Origin of the sequence: Photobacterium damselae subsp. damselae, assembly GCF_038086725.1 — a bacterium.
GTDB lineage: Bacteria > Pseudomonadota > Gammaproteobacteria > Enterobacterales > Vibrionaceae > Photobacterium > Photobacterium damselae.
On record NZ_CP146970.1, the window covers coordinates 623,215 to 640,976 of the forward strand.

Sequence of the window (17,762 nt, forward strand, 5' to 3'; positions counted from 1 at the left end):
GCAAGTCAAAATGAAAATCTTACTCGCAAATCCTCGTGGTTTTTGTGCTGGCGTTGATCGCGCTATTAGTATTGTTGAACGTGCACTAGAAATGTATCAACCACCGATTTATGTTCGTCATGAAGTGGTTCATAACCGTTTTGTGGTAGAAGGACTAAAACAGCGTGGAGCTATTTTTGTGGAAGAGTTATCAGAAGTTCCTGATGACAATATTGTGATCTTTTCCGCTCATGGAGTATCACAAGCTGTTCGCAATGAAGCCAAAGCGCGTCAATTGACCGTATTTGATGCTACATGTCCACTCGTTACTAAAGTTCATATGGAAGTAGCACGAGCAAGCCGTAAGCAGATGGAAGTGGTATTGATAGGTCATGCAGGTCACCCTGAAGTTGAAGGCACAATGGGCCAATACTCAAGTGATGAAGGCGGCATGTACTTGGTAGAAAACCCTGATGATGTGCAGGCTTTACGTGACAAGGTAAAAGATCCAAGCAATTTACATTTTGTTAGCCAAACAACGTTATCGGTAGATGAAACGTCTGATGTGATCAATGCTCTGCGTCAGGTTTTTCCTGCTATTCAGGGGCCGCGTAAAGATGATATTTGCTATGCAACGCAAAATCGTCAAGATGCCGTACGTGAAATGGCAAAAAATGTCGATGTTATGATTGTCGTTGGCTCAAAAAATTCATCTAACTCAAATCGTTTACGAGAATTGGCTGAGAAACTGGGGACTCCTGGGTATTTGACCGATTGTGCTGATGATATTGATCCTAATTGGTTGAATGATGTGCAAACAGTCGGAGTGACTGCGGGCGCTTCTGCTCCTGAAGAGTTAGTGAATCAAATTATTGCTCGTATTAAAGCGTTGGGTGATGCCGAAGTTGAAGAGTTGACTGGGCGCGAAGAAAATATGTTCTTTGAAGTACCTCGTGAGCTACAAGTTAAAAATATTTAACCGAAAAAGCCTCAGTATTGTCTGGGGCTTTTTATCATTTGTCATGTGATGGATATGACGATAAAGGAGACGATTATGGTGCGCATTGCGATTGCAGGTGCTGGTGGCCGAATGGGACGCCAACTAATTAAAGCGACTACTTTGGTAGACAGTGCGACATTAGGTGTTGCCGTTGAGCGTACTGGTTCTACTTTAGTCGGTGTTGATGCAGGTGAGTTAGCGGGGGTTGGCTTACTTAATATTCAAGTGATTGATGATCTTGCTGCACAGATGGATCAATTTGATGTCTTGATCGACTTTACTGCACCAAGTGCAACTTTAGCAAATCTTGAACTTTGTAAAGCGCATCAAAAAGCGATTGTGATTGGCACTACCGGATTTACAGAGCAAGAGCGTGCAAGCATTGATCAAGCAGCTCAAAGCATTCCTGTTGTGATGGCCCCTAATTACAGTGTTGGGGTTAACCTTATGTTTAAGCTGTTAGAACAAGCAGCTAAAGTGATGGGTGATTACTGCGATATTGAAATTATTGAAGCTCACCATCGCCATAAAGTCGATGCTCCATCGGGTACTGCAATTGGTATGGGGGAAGCGATTGCAGGGGCAATGGATAAAAAGCTCAGTGATGTTGCTGTGTATGCCCGTGAAGGTATTACAGGTGAACGTAAGCAGTCAGAAATCGGTTTTGCGACGATTCGTGCGGGAGACATTGTTGGTGAGCATACGGCTATGTTTGCTGATATTGGTGAGCGTATTGAGATTACGCACAAAGCAAGCGATCGTATGACCTTTGCTAATGGTGCAGTACGTGCTGCTATTTGGTTAGTTGAGCAAAAAACAGGCTTTTATACCATGCAAGATGTATTAGGTCTGAACAAATAATAAGCATTGCATTGGTGATAAAAAGAGCGGTTAGTCATAAGCTGACCGCTCTTTTTTTATATCCATACATAATGATTTATGAATCTATCATGCATAAAAAGACAAAATAAAATCAGATAAAGTAAACTAGATTGCTTGATAGGTATTCTAACTTGTTTGGTTGTTTTAATTCGTATTTTGTTTTGTTTTTTCTCTGTAATGACCAAAAATGCATTAAAACTTAATGTATTTTATCGTTTGCGTCTTGTTTTTGTTTGATGTTGTCTTTTTGTAAATAAGGCAAACGATTAAATTTTGATAAATTGACAGTGAATTCTATTTATTGCCAACTTAAGTTATGTTTTTCATGCTTTGACTATGTTTATCGTGTGTTAGTTGTGTTTCTAAAATTTATTTATTGGGGTTTGTTGACAGATTGATAATCGATCTCTAGAATGCGCGCAATTTGTCAAAAATCAGCTTGACTTGGCTTTTGACTTTGTATGGAATGGGTAATTGCAAGTTTATCTGTTTTTAGTGCATTTTTATTTACTTGGAGGTTGTCTTGAGCAAATCAGCGCTGTTAGTCCTGGAAGATGGAACAGTGTTCCACGGCATGTCCATTGGGGCAGATGGTTCGGCTGTTGGAGAAGTTGTTTTTAATACCTCGATGACGGGGTATCAGGAAATTCTCACTGACCCTTCTTATTCTCAACAGATCGTTACCCTTACTTATCCTCATATTGGCAATACCGGAACTAATTCCGAAGACGAAGAATCCACATCAATCCATGCGCAAGGCTTGGTAATTCGCGACCTTCCCCTCATTGCTTCTAATTTCCGAAATCAACTTTCCCTTTCTGATTACCTTAAATCCCAAAATATTGTCGGCATCGCTGAAATCGATACGCGAAAGCTTACTCGTATTTTGCGAGAAAAAGGGGCTCAGAATGGTTGTATCGTTGCAGGTAATAGCTTAGATGAGGCGTTCGCACTGGCTCAAGCTCAAGGATTCCCAGGCTTAAGTGGTATGGACTTAGCAAAAGAAGTGACCACGCCAGAAACCTATAGTTGGAAGCAAGGTTCTTGGACACTAGAAAATGGCCTGCCACAAGATCTTGATGACAGTGAATTACCATATCATGTCGTTGCTTATGACTTTGGTGCTAAGCGTAATATCTTACGCATGCTGGTTGACCGAGGTTGTCGTTTAACTGTGGTTCCTGCTCAAACTTCAGCAGAAGAGGTTTTAGCTCTAAATCCTGATGGTGTTTTCTTATCAAATGGTCCGGGTGATCCAGCTCCTTGTGATTACGCCATTGCGGCAACAAAAGTCTTTTTAGACAAGAATCTGCCTGTATTTGGCATCTGTTTGGGCCACCAGATCCTTGCATTAGCCAGCGGTGCTAAAACAGTAAAAATGAAGTTTGGCCACCATGGTGCAAACCATCCAGTAAAAGATCTGGACCGAGATGTTGTGATGATTACTAGCCAGAACCACGGTTTTGCAGTTGATGAAGCAACATTACCTGAAACTCTTCGAGCAACCCATAAATCCCTGTTTGATGGCTCTCTACAAGGTATCCATCGTACCGATAAGCCTGCATTTAGTTTCCAAGGGCACCCAGAAGCAAGCCCAGGTCCTCATGATGCAGCACCTCTATTTGATCATTTTATCGAATTAATTAAGAAGCACACAGCCTAAGCCGGGAGTTATAAAAATGCCAAAACGTACTGACATTAAAAGTGTTCTAATTTTAGGCGCGGGCCCAATTGTTATCGGCCAGGCGTGTGAGTTTGACTATTCTGGTGCTCAAGCATGTAAAGCACTACGTGAAGAGGGATATCGCGTTATTCTTGTTAACTCGAATCCTGCGACCATTATGACCGATCCTAATATGGCTGATGCAACATATATCGAGCCAATTCATTGGGAAGTGGTACGTAAGATCATTGAAAAAGAACGCCCAGATGCAGTACTACCAACCATGGGGGGACAGACCGCACTAAACTGTGCCCTTGATTTGGAGCGCCACGGTGTCTTGGCTGAGTTTGGCGTCGAAATGATTGGCGCAACGGCAGATGCGATTGATAAAGCAGAAGATCGTTCTCGTTTCGATGCGGCAATGAAATCGATTGGACTTGAGTGTCCTCGTGCCGATACGGCAAAAACGATGGAAGAAGCTTACCGTGTTCTAGATATGGTTGGCTTCCCTTGTATTATCCGTCCATCTTTTACTATGGGTGGTACGGGTGGCGGTATTGCTTATAACAAAGAAGAATTTGAAGAGATTTGTCGTCGTGGTTTAGATCTGTCGCCAACTAATGAGCTATTGATTGATGAATCTCTGATCGGTTGGAAAGAATATGAGATGGAAGTGGTTCGTGATAAGAACGACAACTGTATCATTGTTTGTGCCATCGAAAACTTTGACCCAATGGGTATCCACACCGGTGACTCAATTACTGTTGCACCTGCACAAACTCTAACGGATAAAGAATACCAGTTAATGCGCAATGCTTCTTTAGCCGTTCTGCGTGAAATTGGTGTTGAGACTGGCGGTTCTAACGTTCAGTTTGGTATTAATCCAAAAGATGGTCGTATGGTCATCATCGAAATGAACCCGCGTGTATCTCGTTCATCGGCTCTAGCTTCTAAAGCAACGGGTTTCCCTATTGCTAAAGTGGCGGCAAAACTGGCTATTGGTTACACCCTAGATGAGTTAATGAATGATATTACAGGTGGGGCAACACCAGCATCATTTGAACCAACCATCGATTATGTTGTAACGAAGATCCCTCGCTTTAACTTTGAAAAATTTGCAGGTGCGAATGATCGTTTGACCACGCAAATGAAGTCAGTTGGTGAGGTGATGGCTATCGGTCGTAACCAACAAGAATCTCTGCAAAAAGCTCTGCGTGGTTTGGAAGTTGGTGCCGCTGGTTTTGATGAAATGGTTGACCTTGATGCACCTGATGCACTAACTAAGATTCGCCATGAGTTAAAAGATGCGGGTGCCGAGCGTATTTGGTATATCGCTGATGCGTTCCGTGCTGGTATGTCGGTTGACGGTGTCTTTAACCTAACCAATATTGACCGTTGGTTCCTTGTTCAAATCGAAGAAATTGTTCGTCTTGAAGAGCAAGTAAAAGCAGCAGGTTTTGCCGGCCTTAATGCTGATGTGTTGCGTAAACTAAAGCGTAAAGGTTTTGCTGATGCTCGTTTGGCTAAACTCCTGGGTGTGGCAGAAAGCGAAATTCGCAAACTGCGTGACCAATATAATATCCATCCGGTTTATAAGCGTGTAGATACTTGTGCTGCCGAGTTCTCATCAGATACGGCTTATATGTACTCATCTTATGATGAAGAGTGTGAAGCTAACCCAACAGATCGTGAAAAGATTATGGTTCTTGGCGGTGGTCCAAACCGTATCGGTCAAGGTATCGAATTTGACTACTGCTGTGTTCATGCTTCTCTTGCGCTACGTGAAGATGGTTATGAAACCATTATGGTGAACTGTAACCCAGAGACAGTTTCTACCGACTATGACACCTCAGATCGCCTATACTTCGAACCAGTAACACTCGAAGATGTACTAGCGATTGCTCGTGTTGAAAAACCAAAAGGTGTGATTGTTCAATATGGTGGACAAACTCCGCTGAAATTGGCTCGCGCTCTAGAAGCCGCTGGTGTGCCAATTATTGGTACTAGCCCTGATGCGATTGACCGCGCTGAAGACCGTGAGCGTTTCCAGCAAGCTGTTGAGCGTTTAGGTCTACTACAACCAGAAAATGCAACCGTAACAACTATTGATCAAGCGATTGAAAAGTCACGCGAAATTGGCTATCCGCTTGTGGTTCGTCCATCTTATGTTCTTGGTGGTCGTGCGATGGAAATTGTTTACGATGAAACGGATCTGCGTCGTTACTTTAACGAGGCTGTGAGTGTTTCTAATGAATCACCTGTACTACTGGATCGCTTCTTAGATGATGCAACAGAAGTGGATGTGGATGCGATTTGTGACGGCGAGCGTGTGGTGATTGGCGGTATCATGGAGCACATCGAACAAGCTGGTGTTCACTCTGGTGACTCTGCATGTTCTCTACCTGCTTATACGCTAAGCCAAGAAATTCAAGACGTAATGCGCGATCAGGTTGAGAAGCTGGCTTTTGAATTAGGTGTGCGTGGTTTGATGAATACGCAGTTTGCTGTTAAGAACAACCAAGTATACTTAATTGAAGTAAACCCTCGAGCAGCACGTACAGTTCCATTTGTATCAAAAGCAACGGGTGCACCTTTAGCCAAAATTGCTGCACGAGTGATGGCAGGTCAATCTCTAGAGAGCCAAGGCTTTACTAAAGAGATTATTCCTCCTTATTACTCTGTGAAAGAAGTGGTATTGCCATTTAATAAGTTCCCAGGCGTGGATCCACTACTTGGTCCTGAAATGCGCTCTACTGGTGAGGTAATGGGTATTGGTAATACGTTTGCTGAGGCATTTGCAAAAGCAGAACTTGGTTGTGGTAAAGAGTATCCAGAAGGTGGACGTGCCTTACTATCGGTTCGTGAAGGTGATAAGCAGCGTGTAGTTGATTTGGCATCAAAACTGATTAAGTTAGGCTATCAGTTGGATGCAACTCATGGCACCGCAGTTATCTTAGGTGAAGCTGGTATTAATCCTCGTCTGGTTAACAAAGTACATGAAGGTCGTCCTCATATTCTTGACCGTATTAAGAACAATGAGTACACCTACATTATTAATACGGCAGAAGGTCGCCAAGCGATTGAAGATTCTAAAGTTCTTCGTCGTGGAGCACTCGCTGAGAAAGTGAACTATACCACAACATTGAATGCGGCTTTTGCTGCATGTATGGCTCACACCGCAGATGACCGTAATACTGTGACTTCTGTACAAGAGTTGCACGCGCGCATTAATAACGCTTAATCGTCGCTAATTATCTAGAGCCCATCTTGATTATTAATACCGAGATGGGCTTTTTTGTTTTAACACAAATGGTTAGGTTTAATGGTTATTACAAAGTAATCGACTGACGTAATTTGGTTACAAAAGATCTAATATTGATCGATTGAAGGTCTTGCACCTTTGTTTAGATTGCGTACAATGGCGCACGTCGCAGTAAGCGATATATTCTTTGGAGAGTTAAATGAACGATACCGACCATCCCCCGAGTATGAAGGTGGAAAATCAGCTTTAGTTTTTGGTATCGGTGTATCTCCATTTCCGAGCCAATCACAGGCTTGGAATTATGTCTTCCAGTATTCTCTTTCTTTTCTAAACCTTAATAGTTAGGTTTAGTGACATATTCCTTCGATTTTTCCTATCACATTCGTTAAAACAATAACGTCATTGAATGGCTCATTCGCTGTATCTGTATCAAGGTGAATGATAAGCCTATATCAATGGATATGATGACGTGATTGCTTTATTTGGTGGTCGTTACCCTCGTACCTATGTTCGCGCATAGGAAACAGCTAATCGGGAGATTTGCCATGGCGGTAATGAACTATGCAGCATTTTCAGCAGCACAACAGTTAGATCATAAAGATGCAGTTGCAGTACGAAATGCATTTTTAAAATATTCACTACAAGAGCAGGCCGAGTTATTGGTGAAAATGCCAATTTCTGAGGCACTTGCTATGTTACATGAGTGTCCGTTACGACATGTACAGCTTTTATTAGATCGTCTGGATGAGATGAATGAAGAGCTACGCATGCGTCAACTTGCCAATGGTTTAGGTTTGATCTGTTCTGAAGCAGAGCCTGCTGGTAACTATTTGCAAAACAGTGTCTTTAGCCATGTTAGAGAGCGTATTGGCTGGATTGTCGGTCTTGCCCTTTTAGGTATTGTATCGGGCTTAATTATCTCACACTACGAAGATACATTGAGTCAATTGGTATTACTGGCTATTTACATGCCTGTGATTGCGGCTGCTGGTGGTAATACCGGCTCTCAAGCTGCGACACTGGTTGTCCGTGCTCTTGCCATGGATGAGATAAAATGCCGAGATTGGGTCGCAGTCTTGTGGAAAGAGTTTCGTATTGCCGCAGTTATTGCCGTTGCATTGGCGTTAGTTATTGTTGCTCGTGTGATGTTCTTTAGCGGTCATCAAGTACTTCCTGCTGGATTAACTTTATTTGATGTCGCAGGTGCAATCGGTGTGGCATTGGCAATTCAAGTTACGCTTTCCACCAGTGTCGGTGGGGTATTACCGATTATTGCTCGCGCTTGTAACTTAGACCCTGCAGTACTTGTTAGCCCTGTATTGGCTTCTATGGTGGATATTTCAGGTATGATTATCTACTTCACTACAGTTAATAAGATGCTGGGGCTAGGCGGCTAATAATCGCGTTAGGTTCGAATTAAATACTAAAAAAACGGCTAAGAGAGGTTCTTAGCCGTTTTTTATTATGGTGTTAGTTGACCATAATTATTGCTATTAGCACTTAATACTGTTGATAAAGTGACTGGTATAGCTTCTGTTCAAATTGACTGATAGGTGGTAGTCCTTTGGTTTTAGTGATTGGATGATAATCTGTAACCAATTGAACAAACAGTAATGGCTTACCACTTTTTGTTTTTATCATTCCAGCAAGGTTATAAGTCGCAAAGAGTGAACCACTTTTTGCTATCACTTTTCCTTTCAGTTCACCTGTTCTCATACTTTTACGATAACGCAAAGTACCGCTTTCGCCTGCAACAGGGAAATCATTGAATAATTTAAGATTCTTATGCTTATAGATGTAAGTGATCACTTGCATTAAGTCATTTGCACTTAGGCGGTTATTACGAGATAAGCCCGAACCATCAACCATGATTGTGTCACTTAAATCAATATTGGCTTTGGTTTTTAGAATTTCTTTGATTGCAGCTACACCATTATTGTAACTGCCTGGCTGTTGATAATATTTAGCGCCGATAGTCTTAGCGATATTGTCTGCAAATAAGTTATCAGAGCGTTTTAGCATAATATCTAGCAGCTCGCTCATAGGTTTTGAACTATTACGGGCAATACGCTGACCTTTAATCGTGTCATTTCGATAAATTTGTCCTTTAAAGCTAATACCTGCTCGTTTTAATTCTTGGCGCAGTACTGCCATGGTGTATTTAGTGGTGTTTTGGACTGCAAATTTAAGTGGCATTGGCTCTTTATAAGCAAGTGAACAACCACTTACTTGATAGCTGTTATTAGGATTTGAAATTAAATCTAACTGACAAAATTGTGCTTTTTTCTGGCTCGGTGTAACAATAGTCGCAGTACTTGTCACTTGAATAGGCTGGTGGCTAGGTACATTTACCCGCGCTTTATTACCAATTCCTTTATTAGTATAGAGTGCGCCTTGTACACAGTTGTGCTCAAGAGTAATACTGCTCGATGGGGCGCTGTAGCAAGAACCTAAAATATCCCACGGCCAGCCGATACCGCGCTCATATCCAGTGAAATGACCGCCATTAAGATAAATATTGCCTTGAATGCTCTTATAGCCTTTAGCTTTTATTTGGCTTAATAATTCCCGGAGATCGGTGCGAGAAAAAGTAGGGTCTCCACTAAAGTTAAAAATAATATCTTTGCCTTTAGTTTCCACATCGGTATAGAAACGAAAATTATCACCAAGATACAGTTTTGCCGCTAGTGCAGTAATGGTTTTTTGGGTGCTGGCTGGGGCTTGTAGATTATCAGTTCGTTGTTGATAAATGATTTTACCCGTTGCTGGATCTTTAATGAGTAGGGCTAAATCATGACCTTGAGGTAATTTCGCGATTGCCGCTTGCGGATTAAAGGCGGCAAGAGTAGGTAGGCTAGTTGCCAAGAGAGATACGCAAAGCAGTTGTTTGAACATAATAATAGATAATGATTAATTTATTGTGGTTTTAATCATATCGTGTTCATTACAAATAGCAAAAAGGCGACCTAAAAAGATCGCCTTTAGTCTCGATTAACTAATTAAATTAGAAATCGTAACGAGCACCTAGAACGAATTGATCGTCAGCTGCTTGTTTAACTTCATCCATCTTAGCAACATCGTTCTTATCAAGTAGGTTAACTTTGTAACCTGCGTAAGTGCGGAAGTTTGGAGTGAAGAAGTATGAACCATCAAATGCTAGAGAGTTAGTCATCTTAGCATTTGAATCCATGTTTTCCATGTAGTTGTAAGTAGAACGTAGAACTAGCTTGTTGATAGTGTAAGCTGTTGCAAGTTCGTAACCTTGGTACTCATTAGAGTGTTTAGCATCATTGTAACCGTATTGGTAACCGATGTTACGAGCGTTCTGGTATAGACCTGCTACGTAGAAATCGCCAGATGTGTAAGATACAGATGCAAAACCCTGCTTAGCTGTTAGGTTTTTCTCTTGTTGTTTCTGCTCACCGTAACCAAGACCAAATGCTAGGCCGTTGTTGAAGTTGTAAACAGAACCTACAGAGAAACCAGAGTTATCTGAGCTATCTACTGGAGCTGAGAAATCAGTACCGTCAGCATCGAATACGTAGTTAGCACGTACAGTTAGACCACCAAACTGACCTAGGTATGCAAGGCTATCGTCTGGACGGTCAGCAGCATTGATTTTGCCACCCGCTTCGTTACCGAAGTATTCCATGATATCGGTAAAGTCAGTGATCATACCTAGAGAACCGTCTGTTTTACCGTAAACTAGTTGACCGTAAGTTTTGCTACCGATACCAGCGTAGATGTAACGGTTTTCGTCATCGCCTTTGTTTGATTTGAATTCACGTTCAAAGAAACCAAGGCCGTATAGGTCATCATTAATTTGGGTTTGACCTGCGATGTTCACACGAACACGAGAATCATCGTTAAAGTTGTCGTGACCTACAACGCCGTTACCACGAGCTTCAATACGACCACCGATATTAAGAGTTGATGCGTCGTCAGAGTAAACTTGTGCCGCAGATACTGCGCCAGAAAATGCTGCTGCTGCTACTGCTAAAGCAAGAATGTTCTTGTTCATTGCCGAATCCTTTTTTGGTATTTTTTATAACTTGCGCTCTGAGGTGGCGCTGAGTTCTGAGCTACTTTTTACGTGTCCATGGCACAAAGTGTTAGTAAAAAAAACTGAAAAATACCCTAATGGTATGTGAATTTGCTTATTTTTGTTTTTAAATTGCTTTTTTATCAGATGGTTAGGTGTGTTTTAATTAGTTCCATAAAACTTATTTTTTTTACTAATATTTAGAAAAAAAGTCATTAATTTTAGATTTAATTTTGAGTTTTATGCATAAGGTTTTGTGAAGTAACGCACGTTGTTACGGCTGTTTTTTATCAATTAAGACAAATTCCGTATTACACAAATGACTAACTTTCTATTTATTGTTGTTGATATCTTTTGACTCTCCCTGAGATTTTATGAGTTGAATTTTATTGAAACCAACCAAATAAGGACCTGTATCCGATTTTTTAGATGCGAGGATTTTTGCAACATTTGCTTTTGTCTGATGACCTGAGACGGATCTTTGTTTAGAATAATGTCATATTTCAAATTCAAGTTGTGTGCTTGAATGTCTCTTGGATGTTAGTTTGATCTTTGATCAGGCTAACTTTTTTATTACCTGAATTTGGCGTGCGCTAACAGGTTGTTGAGGTTTATATTTATGGATAAGGTTCCAATGACGGTACGTGGCGAGCAGAAGCTACGTCAAGAACTAGAAGTTCTAATGAAGCGTCGTCCTTTGATTTCTCAAGCCATTGCAGAAGCTCGTGAATTGGGCGACCTAAAAGAAAATGCTGAATATCATGCTGCACGTGAAGAGCAAGGTATTTGTGAAGCTCAGATCCGCGATATCGAATACAAGCTATCTGTTGCACAAGTTATTGATGTTACTAAGATGCCAAACAGTGGCAAAGTTATCTTTGGTACAACAGTAACTTTGTTAAATCTAGATACTGATGAAGAAACCACTTACCGCATCGTTGGTGATGATGAAGCTGATTTTAAACAAAATCTAATTTCAGTAAATTCACCAATCGCTCGTGGTCTAATTGGTAAAATGGAAGGCGATGAAGTACAAATCGCAACTCCTGGTGGTACCAAAGAATTTGAGATTGTTGAAGTACAGTACATTTAATCATCACTTAGTGTTATATCACTAAGAAAAGTTTGTATTTCGATTCGCTCTCACCTTAGATATAGGTATGGGCAAGAAAAAGGCCGCTATTGCGGCCTTTTTAACGATATAAACTGTTTGTCAGTTCGCATATTACTTGCGTGGAAGTTCGATTTTACGATCTTCACTTTGGCGATACAGAACTAGCGTCTTACCGATCACTTGAACTTTTTCTGCTTTAGTTTCGCGAATGATTGCATCAACGATCAGTAGCTTGGTCTCACGCTCTTCTGAAGCAACCTTAACTTTGATCAGTTCATGGTGATCTAGGGCAATTTCAATTTCAGCTAAAACGGCTTCAGTTAGGCCGTTTGCACCCATAAGAACAACTGGTTTTAGATTGTGAGCAAGACCTTTTAGATATTGCTTCTGTTTGGTGCTTAGATTCATGATGACTCTATTTTTTTAGTTACTAGGGTTGAAAATGAGACATTCTACCGCCATCTAAGCTAGAAGACTAATTTGTTTAGTGCCTGTTGATAAGAAAATTGCAGCTTGTTTTTGTTGCATAGCACATTTTCAGGTTTCTTATTGCAGATTTTGATGCGATAAACCCAAGGTAAGACGTATACTTAGCAGATACGATGACTTATTAGGTAAGGCATGAGTAAGAAAAAACATTCGGGCAGTTCGGGCCGTTGGCTAAAAGAACATTTTGATGACAAATACGTTCTTGAAGCGCAAAAAAAAGGTTACCGATCACGAGCACTTTTTAAGATTGAAGAAATTCAACAAAAAGATAAATTATTAAAACCGGGCATGACTGTGGTCGACTTAGGTGCTGCACCTGGTGGTTGGTCACAATATGCGGCAGGAGTTGTAGGTGATGAAGGACAGGTCATCGCATGTGATATTCTGCCAATGGATCCTCTTCCAGGCGTAAGCTTCTTACAAGGGGATTTTCGTGAAGAAGCGGTATTAGATGCACTGCTTGAACGTATTCAACCAGATATGGTGGATGTCGTACTATCAGATATGGCACCTAATATGAGCGGTAATCTTGCATCTGACCAACCAAGAGCTATGTATCTTGTTGAATTAGCATTAGATATGTGTCGACAAGTGCTTGCGCCGAACGGTAGCTTTGCGGTAAAAGTATTCCAAGGGGAAGGCTTTGACCAATATTTAGCTGATGTTCGAAGCATGTTTAAAGTGGTCAAAATTCGTAAACCAGACTCATCACGTGATCGCTCACGTGAAGTTTATATTGTGGCTACAGGATATAAACTGTAGTACTCTACATTCATCTTTTAGTTATCGCGAGGTTAACACCTTGAGTGACATGGCAAAAAACTTGATCTTATGGTTGGTTATCGCTGTTGTTCTAATGTCTGTATTCCAGAGTTTTGGACCAGGTGATAAGACTAGCCATCAAATCGACTATACGACATTTGTCCGTGAAATCGGTCAGGATCAGATAAAGGAAGTACGATTCAATGATCGTGAGATCACCGTATACAAACGCGATAATGCGCGATATGTAACTTATCTGCCTGTTGTTAATGACCCTAAACTTCTTGACGATCTAATCAACGCAAACGTAAAAGTTTACGGTACCCCACCTGAAGAGCCAAGCTTACTTGCTTCTATCTTCATTTCGTGGTTCCCAATGCTGTTGTTGATTGGTGTTTGGATCTTCTTTATGCGCCAAATGCAGGGCGGTGGTGGCAAAGGTGCCATGTCGTTCGGTAAGTCTAAAGCTCGTATGATGAGTGAAGACCAAATCAAAACAACCTTTGCTGATGTGGCAGGTTGTGATGAAGCAAAAGAAGATGTGAAAGAGCTTGTTGATTACCTTCGTGATCCAAGTCGCTTCCAAAAGCTAGGTGGTAAGATCCCAACTGGTGTTCTTATGGTTGGTCCTCCTGGTACAGGTAAAACGCTATTAGCGAAAGCAATCGCGGGTGAAGCTAAAGTTCCATTCTTCACAATCTCCGGTTCTGACTTTGTTGAAATGTTCGTGGGTGTGGGTGCGTCCCGTGTTCGTGATATGTTTGAACAAGCTAAAAAAGCTGCGCCTTGTATCATCTTTATTGATGAAATCGATGCAGTTGGCCGTCAGCGTGGTGCTGGTGTTGGTGGTGGTCACGATGAGCGTGAACAAACACTAAACCAGATGCTAGTTGAAATGGATGGTTTTGAAGGTAACGAAGGTATTATCGTTATCGCTGCAACAAACCGTCCAGACGTTCTTGACCCAGCACTTCTTCGTCCTGGTCGTTTTGACCGTCAAGTTGTGGTTGGTCTACCAGACGTTCGTGGTCGTGAGCAAATTTTGAAAGTTCACATGCGTAAAGTACCGCTAGATAATGATGTTAACCCATCACTAATTGCTCGTGGTACTCCAGGCTTCTCTGGTGCAGATTTAGCTAACTTAGTTAACGAAGCAGCACTATTTGCAGCCCGTGGTAATAAGCGCACTGTATCAATGGTTGAATTTGAGCTAGCTAAAGATAAAATCATGATGGGCGCAGAGCGTAAGTCTATGGTGATGTCTGAAGCTCAAAAAGAGTCTACGGCTTACCATGAGGCAGGTCACGCTATTATTGGACGCTTAGTACCGGATCACGATCCTGTGTACAAGGTATCCATTATTCCACGTGGTCGTGCTTTAGGTGTGACAATGTACTTACCTGAGCAAGACCGTGTGAGTCACTCTCGTGAATACTTAGAGTCAATGATCTCAAGTCTTTACGGTGGCCGTCTTGCAGAAGAACTTATCTACGGTGTAGAAAAAGTATCTACTGGTGCATCAAACGATATCGAACGTGCAACTGATATTGCGCGTAAGATGGTGACTCAGTGGGGCTTCTCTGACAAACTTGGTCCTCTTCTTTATGCTGAAGACGAAGGCGAAGTATTCTTAGGTCGCTCTGTGACTAAGAGTAAGCACATGTCAGATGACACTGCGAAGTTAATCGATGATGAAGTTCGTAAGCTGATTGATCGTAACTATGCTCGAGCTCGTCAGATTCTAGTCGACAATATGGATATCATGCATGCAATGAAAGATGCACTGATGAAGTATGAGACTATCGATGCCGACCAAATTAATGACTTGATGGAACGTAAAGCAGAAATTCGTGCACCAAAAGGATGGGCGGATGAAGGCGATACGATGAAACAAGAGTCAGTATCAGAAGAGACAACAGTTGCACCTGAAGCACCTGTTAATGATGATGTTAATGACGCATCAGAAAGCGATACTGATACTAAGCCTCAAGCATAATTAGTAGCTGTAAATAAAACCCCGGCTTAGGTCGGGGTTTTTTTTATAACCAAAAAATGAGATTTGATAATGATCTTACAAAGCCGAAGTAAAATCCTAGAGCTAACATCTCCGCAGGTAATGGGGATCTTAAACGTTACTCCAGATTCATTTTCCGATGGTGGGCGTTTTAATCGTTTAGATGCTGCGTTATTTCATGCAGAAGAAATGATTGACGCTGGAGCAACATTTATCGATATAGGTGGTGAGTCGACACGCCCAGGTGCTGCAGATGTTAGCATTGATGAAGAGTTAGCTCGAGTTGTTCCTGTTATTGAAGCAATTTCTAATCGATTTGATTGCTGGATTTCAATTGATACCAGCAAAGCTCAGGTTATGACAGAAGCGGTAAAAGCGGGTGCTGATCTTATTAATGATATACGCGCATTACAAGAACCTGGCGCATTAGAAGCTGCTGCTAAAAGCGAAGTACCAATTTGCTTGATGCATATGCAAGGACAACCACGTACAATGCAGACTGCGCCGCAATATGATGATTTGTTGGTTGATATAGAACAGTTTTTGTTAGAGCGAATCAATGCTTGTGAAGGGGTTGGAATATCTAAGCAAAAATTGATTCTCGACCCAGGTTTTGGCTTTGGTAAAACCATCAAACACAATTATCAGTTATTGGAAAATTTAGAAAAGTTTCATCGTTTTGGACTACCAATTCTCGCAGGAATGTCTCGTAAGTCTATGATCTATAAGTTATTTGAAAATAAAAGACCTGAAGATTGCCTTGCCGGTAGTCTTGCTTGCGCGACGATTGCAGCTATGAAAGGGGCGCAAATTATTCGCGTTCATGACGTAAAAGAGACGGTTGAAGCAGTTAGAATTTGCTACGAAACCGTATCTTCAGGTTACTAATGCCAAGAAGAACAAGGCATTACATAATAAAATTTCTAGGAGTGAAACATGCAAGAACGTAAATACTTTGGTACAGATGGTGTGCGCGGATTAGTTGGTGAAGGTCCGATTACCCCTGAATTTGTTTTGAAGCTAGGTTGGGCTGCTGGCCGCGTTCTGTCTCAACAGGGAACAAAAAAAGTTCTAATTGGTAAAGATACTCGTATTTCTGGCTATATGCTTGAATCTGCTCTTGAAGCAGGTCTTGCTGCTGCAGGTCTTCAAGCCGCATTTACCGGTCCAATGCCAACCCCTGCTATTGCATATCTTACTCGTACCTTCCGTGCTGAAGCGGGCATCGTAATTTCAGCATCTCATAACCCATACTATGATAACGGTATTAAATTTTTCTCATCGGAAGGTACTAAGCTACCTGATGAAGTTGAATTAGCAATTGAAGCAGAACTTGATAAACCACTTACTTGTGTGGAATCAGCACTATTGGGTAAAGCGTACCGTATTAACGATGCAGCGGGTCGTTATATTGAATTTTGTAAAGGTACTTTCCCTTCTCAACATAACTTGTCTGGCTATAAGATTGTTGTAGATTGTGCTCATGGTGCGACATATCACATTGCGCCAAATGTATTCCGTGAGTTAGGTGCCGATGTCATTACGATTGGTTGTGAGCCAAACGGTACAAATATCAATGATAAAGTAGGCGCCACTGATATTGCGGCACTTCAAGCTAAAGTGTTGGAAGAAAAAGCGGACTTTGGTATTGCTCTTGATGGTGACGGTGACCGTGTGATCATGGTCGATGAGGCGGGCAATAAAGTTGATGGTGACCAAATTGCGTATATTATTGCTCGCGATGCACTACGTCGTGGCGAACTAAAAGGTGGTGTTGTTGGTACTCTTATGACCAACATGGGTATGGAAGTTGCGCTGAAAAACCTAGGAATTCCATTTGTGCGAGCTAAAGTAGGTGACCGCTATGTAATGGAAGAGCTACTTAACCATAATTGGTTGATTGGTGCGGAAAACTCAGGTCACGTTATTCTTTTAGATAAAGTAACAACCGGTGACGGTATTGTTGCTGGCCTACAAATTATGGCTGCAATGGTTTCGAGTAAAATGACGTTAAAAGAACTGAGTGAAGGCATGAAAATGTTCCCTCAAGTTCTGGAAAATGTGCGTTTTAAAGGTGAAGGTAATCCACTGGAATCTGAAGCCGTTATCGCAGCAACTAAAGTGGTTGAAGAGAAGCTTGGTGAAACAGGACGTGTCCTACTCCGCAAATCTGGTACAGAACCCTTGATTCGCGTTATGGTTGAAGGCGAAGATGGCGATGCTGTGGCACAGTACGCACTAGATATTGCACAAGCAGTAAAAGATAACTGCTAAACTAATATTTGGCCGTGATCGAGTGTCACGGCCATTTTTGCTTATCATTCTACTGTTACTATAGATTGGCATCATATACCCAAGCGTCTTCTTTATTTTAAGAAGGGGGTTGGGTATAAAAATGAGAAACGGGATTAAACCCTAAATTACGCATTAAGCTCTGCTTAAAACTTGTCCAAGTAGATGGTAATTAGGGTTTTTTAATAAAATATTGCTTGTCAGTTTTGCTCGCATTGGTTAGTATCTTCTGCGCTCCTTAAGAGAGGAGGCGCTGGTACCGC

General features: G+C 41.6%; 13 protein-coding genes. 10 read left to right on the forward strand and 3 right to left on the reverse strand.

Annotation, left to right across the window (positions count from 1 at the left end):
• Positions 1 to 10: 10 nt before the first annotated feature.
• The 5 genes from ispH to WAX86_RS02860 all read left to right on the forward strand — a co-directional run bounded on the left by ispH (position 11) and on the right by WAX86_RS02860 (position 8,183).
• Entirely contained in the window at positions 11 to 958 is a 948-nt protein-coding gene (gene ispH / locus WAX86_RS02840; protein ID WP_065172293.1) for a 4-hydroxy-3-methylbut-2-enyl diphosphate reductase, read from the forward strand.
• Positions 959 to 1,033: 75 nt separating this feature from the next.
• Positions 1,034 to 1,840, forward strand: a complete 807-nt coding sequence (gene dapB / locus WAX86_RS02845; protein WP_065172250.1) for a 4-hydroxy-tetrahydrodipicolinate reductase — start codon at positions 1,034 to 1,036, stop codon at positions 1,838 to 1,840.
• A 544-nt stretch (positions 1,841 to 2,384) separates the two neighbouring features.
• Complete coding sequence (gene carA / locus WAX86_RS02850) at positions 2,385 to 3,524, forward strand: glutamine-hydrolyzing carbamoyl-phosphate synthase small subunit (RefSeq protein ID WP_068946957.1); 1,140 nt, start codon at positions 2,385 to 2,387, stop codon at positions 3,522 to 3,524.
• A gap of 16 nt (positions 3,525 to 3,540) precedes the next feature.
• Positions 3,541 to 6,765 (forward strand): carbamoyl-phosphate synthase large subunit, encoded by a 3,225-nt coding sequence (gene carB, locus WAX86_RS02855; RefSeq protein WP_148109473.1) that lies wholly within the window; start codon positions 3,541 to 3,543, stop codon positions 6,763 to 6,765.
• Positions 6,766 to 7,331: 566 nt separating this feature from the next.
• On the forward strand, positions 7,332 to 8,183 hold the full coding sequence (locus tag WAX86_RS02860) for a magnesium transporter (RefSeq protein ID WP_065172247.1): 852 nt from the start codon (positions 7,332 to 7,334) through the stop codon (positions 8,181 to 8,183).
• Between the two features lie 103 nt (positions 8,184 to 8,286).
• Here the strand turns inward: WAX86_RS02860 and dacB are convergent, their stop codons facing one another.
• Positions 8,287 to 9,681: a serine-type D-Ala-D-Ala carboxypeptidase gene (dacB, locus tag WAX86_RS02865; protein WP_065172246.1), complete on the reverse strand. Its 1,395-nt coding sequence runs from the start codon at positions 9,679 to 9,681 to the stop codon at positions 8,287 to 8,289.
• A 109-nt stretch (positions 9,682 to 9,790) separates the two neighbouring features.
• On the reverse strand, positions 9,791 to 10,807 hold the full coding sequence (locus tag WAX86_RS02870; protein WP_065172245.1) for a porin: 1,017 nt from the start codon (positions 10,805 to 10,807) through the stop codon (positions 9,791 to 9,793).
• A gap of 640 nt (positions 10,808 to 11,447) precedes the next feature.
• On the opposite strand from WAX86_RS02870, the gene greA reads away from it, so the two are divergent.
• Positions 11,448 to 11,921 carry a transcription elongation factor GreA gene (gene greA / locus WAX86_RS02875; RefSeq protein WP_005301167.1) on the forward strand — a complete coding sequence of 158 codons (474 nt, stop codon included), beginning with the start codon at positions 11,448 to 11,450 and terminating at the stop codon, positions 11,919 to 11,921.
• 132 nt (positions 11,922 to 12,053) lie between these two features.
• On the opposite strand, the gene yhbY is transcribed toward greA, so the two are convergent.
• Entirely contained in the window at positions 12,054 to 12,350 is a 297-nt protein-coding gene (yhbY, locus tag WAX86_RS02880; RefSeq protein WP_005301165.1) for a ribosome assembly RNA-binding protein YhbY, read from the reverse strand.
• A gap of 213 nt (positions 12,351 to 12,563) precedes the next feature.
• Here yhbY and rlmE point away from each other — a divergent pair, with 213 nt between their 5' ends.
• The 4 genes from rlmE (at position 12,564) to glmM (ending at position 17,481) form a co-directional block, all read left to right on the forward strand.
• Complete coding sequence (rlmE, locus tag WAX86_RS02885) at positions 12,564 to 13,193, forward strand: 23S rRNA (uridine(2552)-2'-O)-methyltransferase RlmE (protein ID WP_044176614.1); 630 nt, start codon at positions 12,564 to 12,566, stop codon at positions 13,191 to 13,193.
• Positions 13,194 to 13,233: 40 nt separating this feature from the next.
• Entirely contained in the window at positions 13,234 to 15,189 is a 1,956-nt protein-coding gene (gene ftsH / locus WAX86_RS02890; RefSeq protein WP_197573446.1) for an ATP-dependent zinc metalloprotease FtsH, read from the forward strand.
• A gap of 69 nt (positions 15,190 to 15,258) precedes the next feature.
• Positions 15,259 to 16,095 carry a dihydropteroate synthase gene (gene folP, locus WAX86_RS02895; protein ID WP_044176610.1) on the forward strand — a complete coding sequence of 279 codons (837 nt, stop codon included), beginning with the start codon at positions 15,259 to 15,261 and terminating at the stop codon, positions 16,093 to 16,095.
• Positions 16,096 to 16,143: 48 nt separating this feature from the next.
• Positions 16,144 to 17,481, forward strand: a complete 1,338-nt coding sequence (gene glmM, locus WAX86_RS02900) for a phosphoglucosamine mutase (RefSeq protein WP_065172242.1) — start codon at positions 16,144 to 16,146, stop codon at positions 17,479 to 17,481.
• The last annotated feature ends 281 nt before the right edge of the window (positions 17,482 to 17,762 follow it).

Bases quoted from the DNA above. Each gene is read 5' to 3' on its own strand.
- greA (WP_005301167.1), top strand. From the start codon at position 11,448: ATGGATAAGGTTCCAATGACGGTACGTGGCGAGCAGAAGCTACGTCAA.
- ispH (WP_065172293.1), top strand. From the start codon at position 11: ATGAAAATCTTACTCGCAAATCCTCGTGGTTTTTGTGCTGGCGTTGAT.
- rlmE (WP_044176614.1), top strand. From the start codon at position 12,564: ATGAGTAAGAAAAAACATTCGGGCAGTTCGGGCCGTTGGCTAAAAGAA.
- folP (WP_044176610.1), top strand. From the start codon at position 15,259: ATGATCTTACAAAGCCGAAGTAAAATCCTAGAGCTAACATCTCCGCAG.
- dacB (WP_065172246.1), bottom strand. From the start codon at position 9,681: ATGTTCAAACAACTGCTTTGCGTATCTCTCTTGGCAACTAGCCTACCT.
- glmM (WP_065172242.1), top strand. From the start codon at position 16,144: ATGCAAGAACGTAAATACTTTGGTACAGATGGTGTGCGCGGATTAGTT.
- WAX86_RS02870 (WP_065172245.1), bottom strand. From the start codon at position 10,807: ATGAACAAGAACATTCTTGCTTTAGCAGTAGCAGCAGCAGCATTTTCT.
- carB (WP_148109473.1), top strand. From the start codon at position 3,541: ATGCCAAAACGTACTGACATTAAAAGTGTTCTAATTTTAGGCGCGGGC.
- WAX86_RS02860 (WP_065172247.1), top strand. From the start codon at position 7,332: ATGGCGGTAATGAACTATGCAGCATTTTCAGCAGCACAACAGTTAGAT.
- yhbY (WP_005301165.1), bottom strand. From the start codon at position 12,350: ATGAATCTAAGCACCAAACAGAAGCAATATCTAAAAGGTCTTGCTCAC.
- dapB (WP_065172250.1), top strand. From the start codon at position 1,034: ATGGTGCGCATTGCGATTGCAGGTGCTGGTGGCCGAATGGGACGCCAA.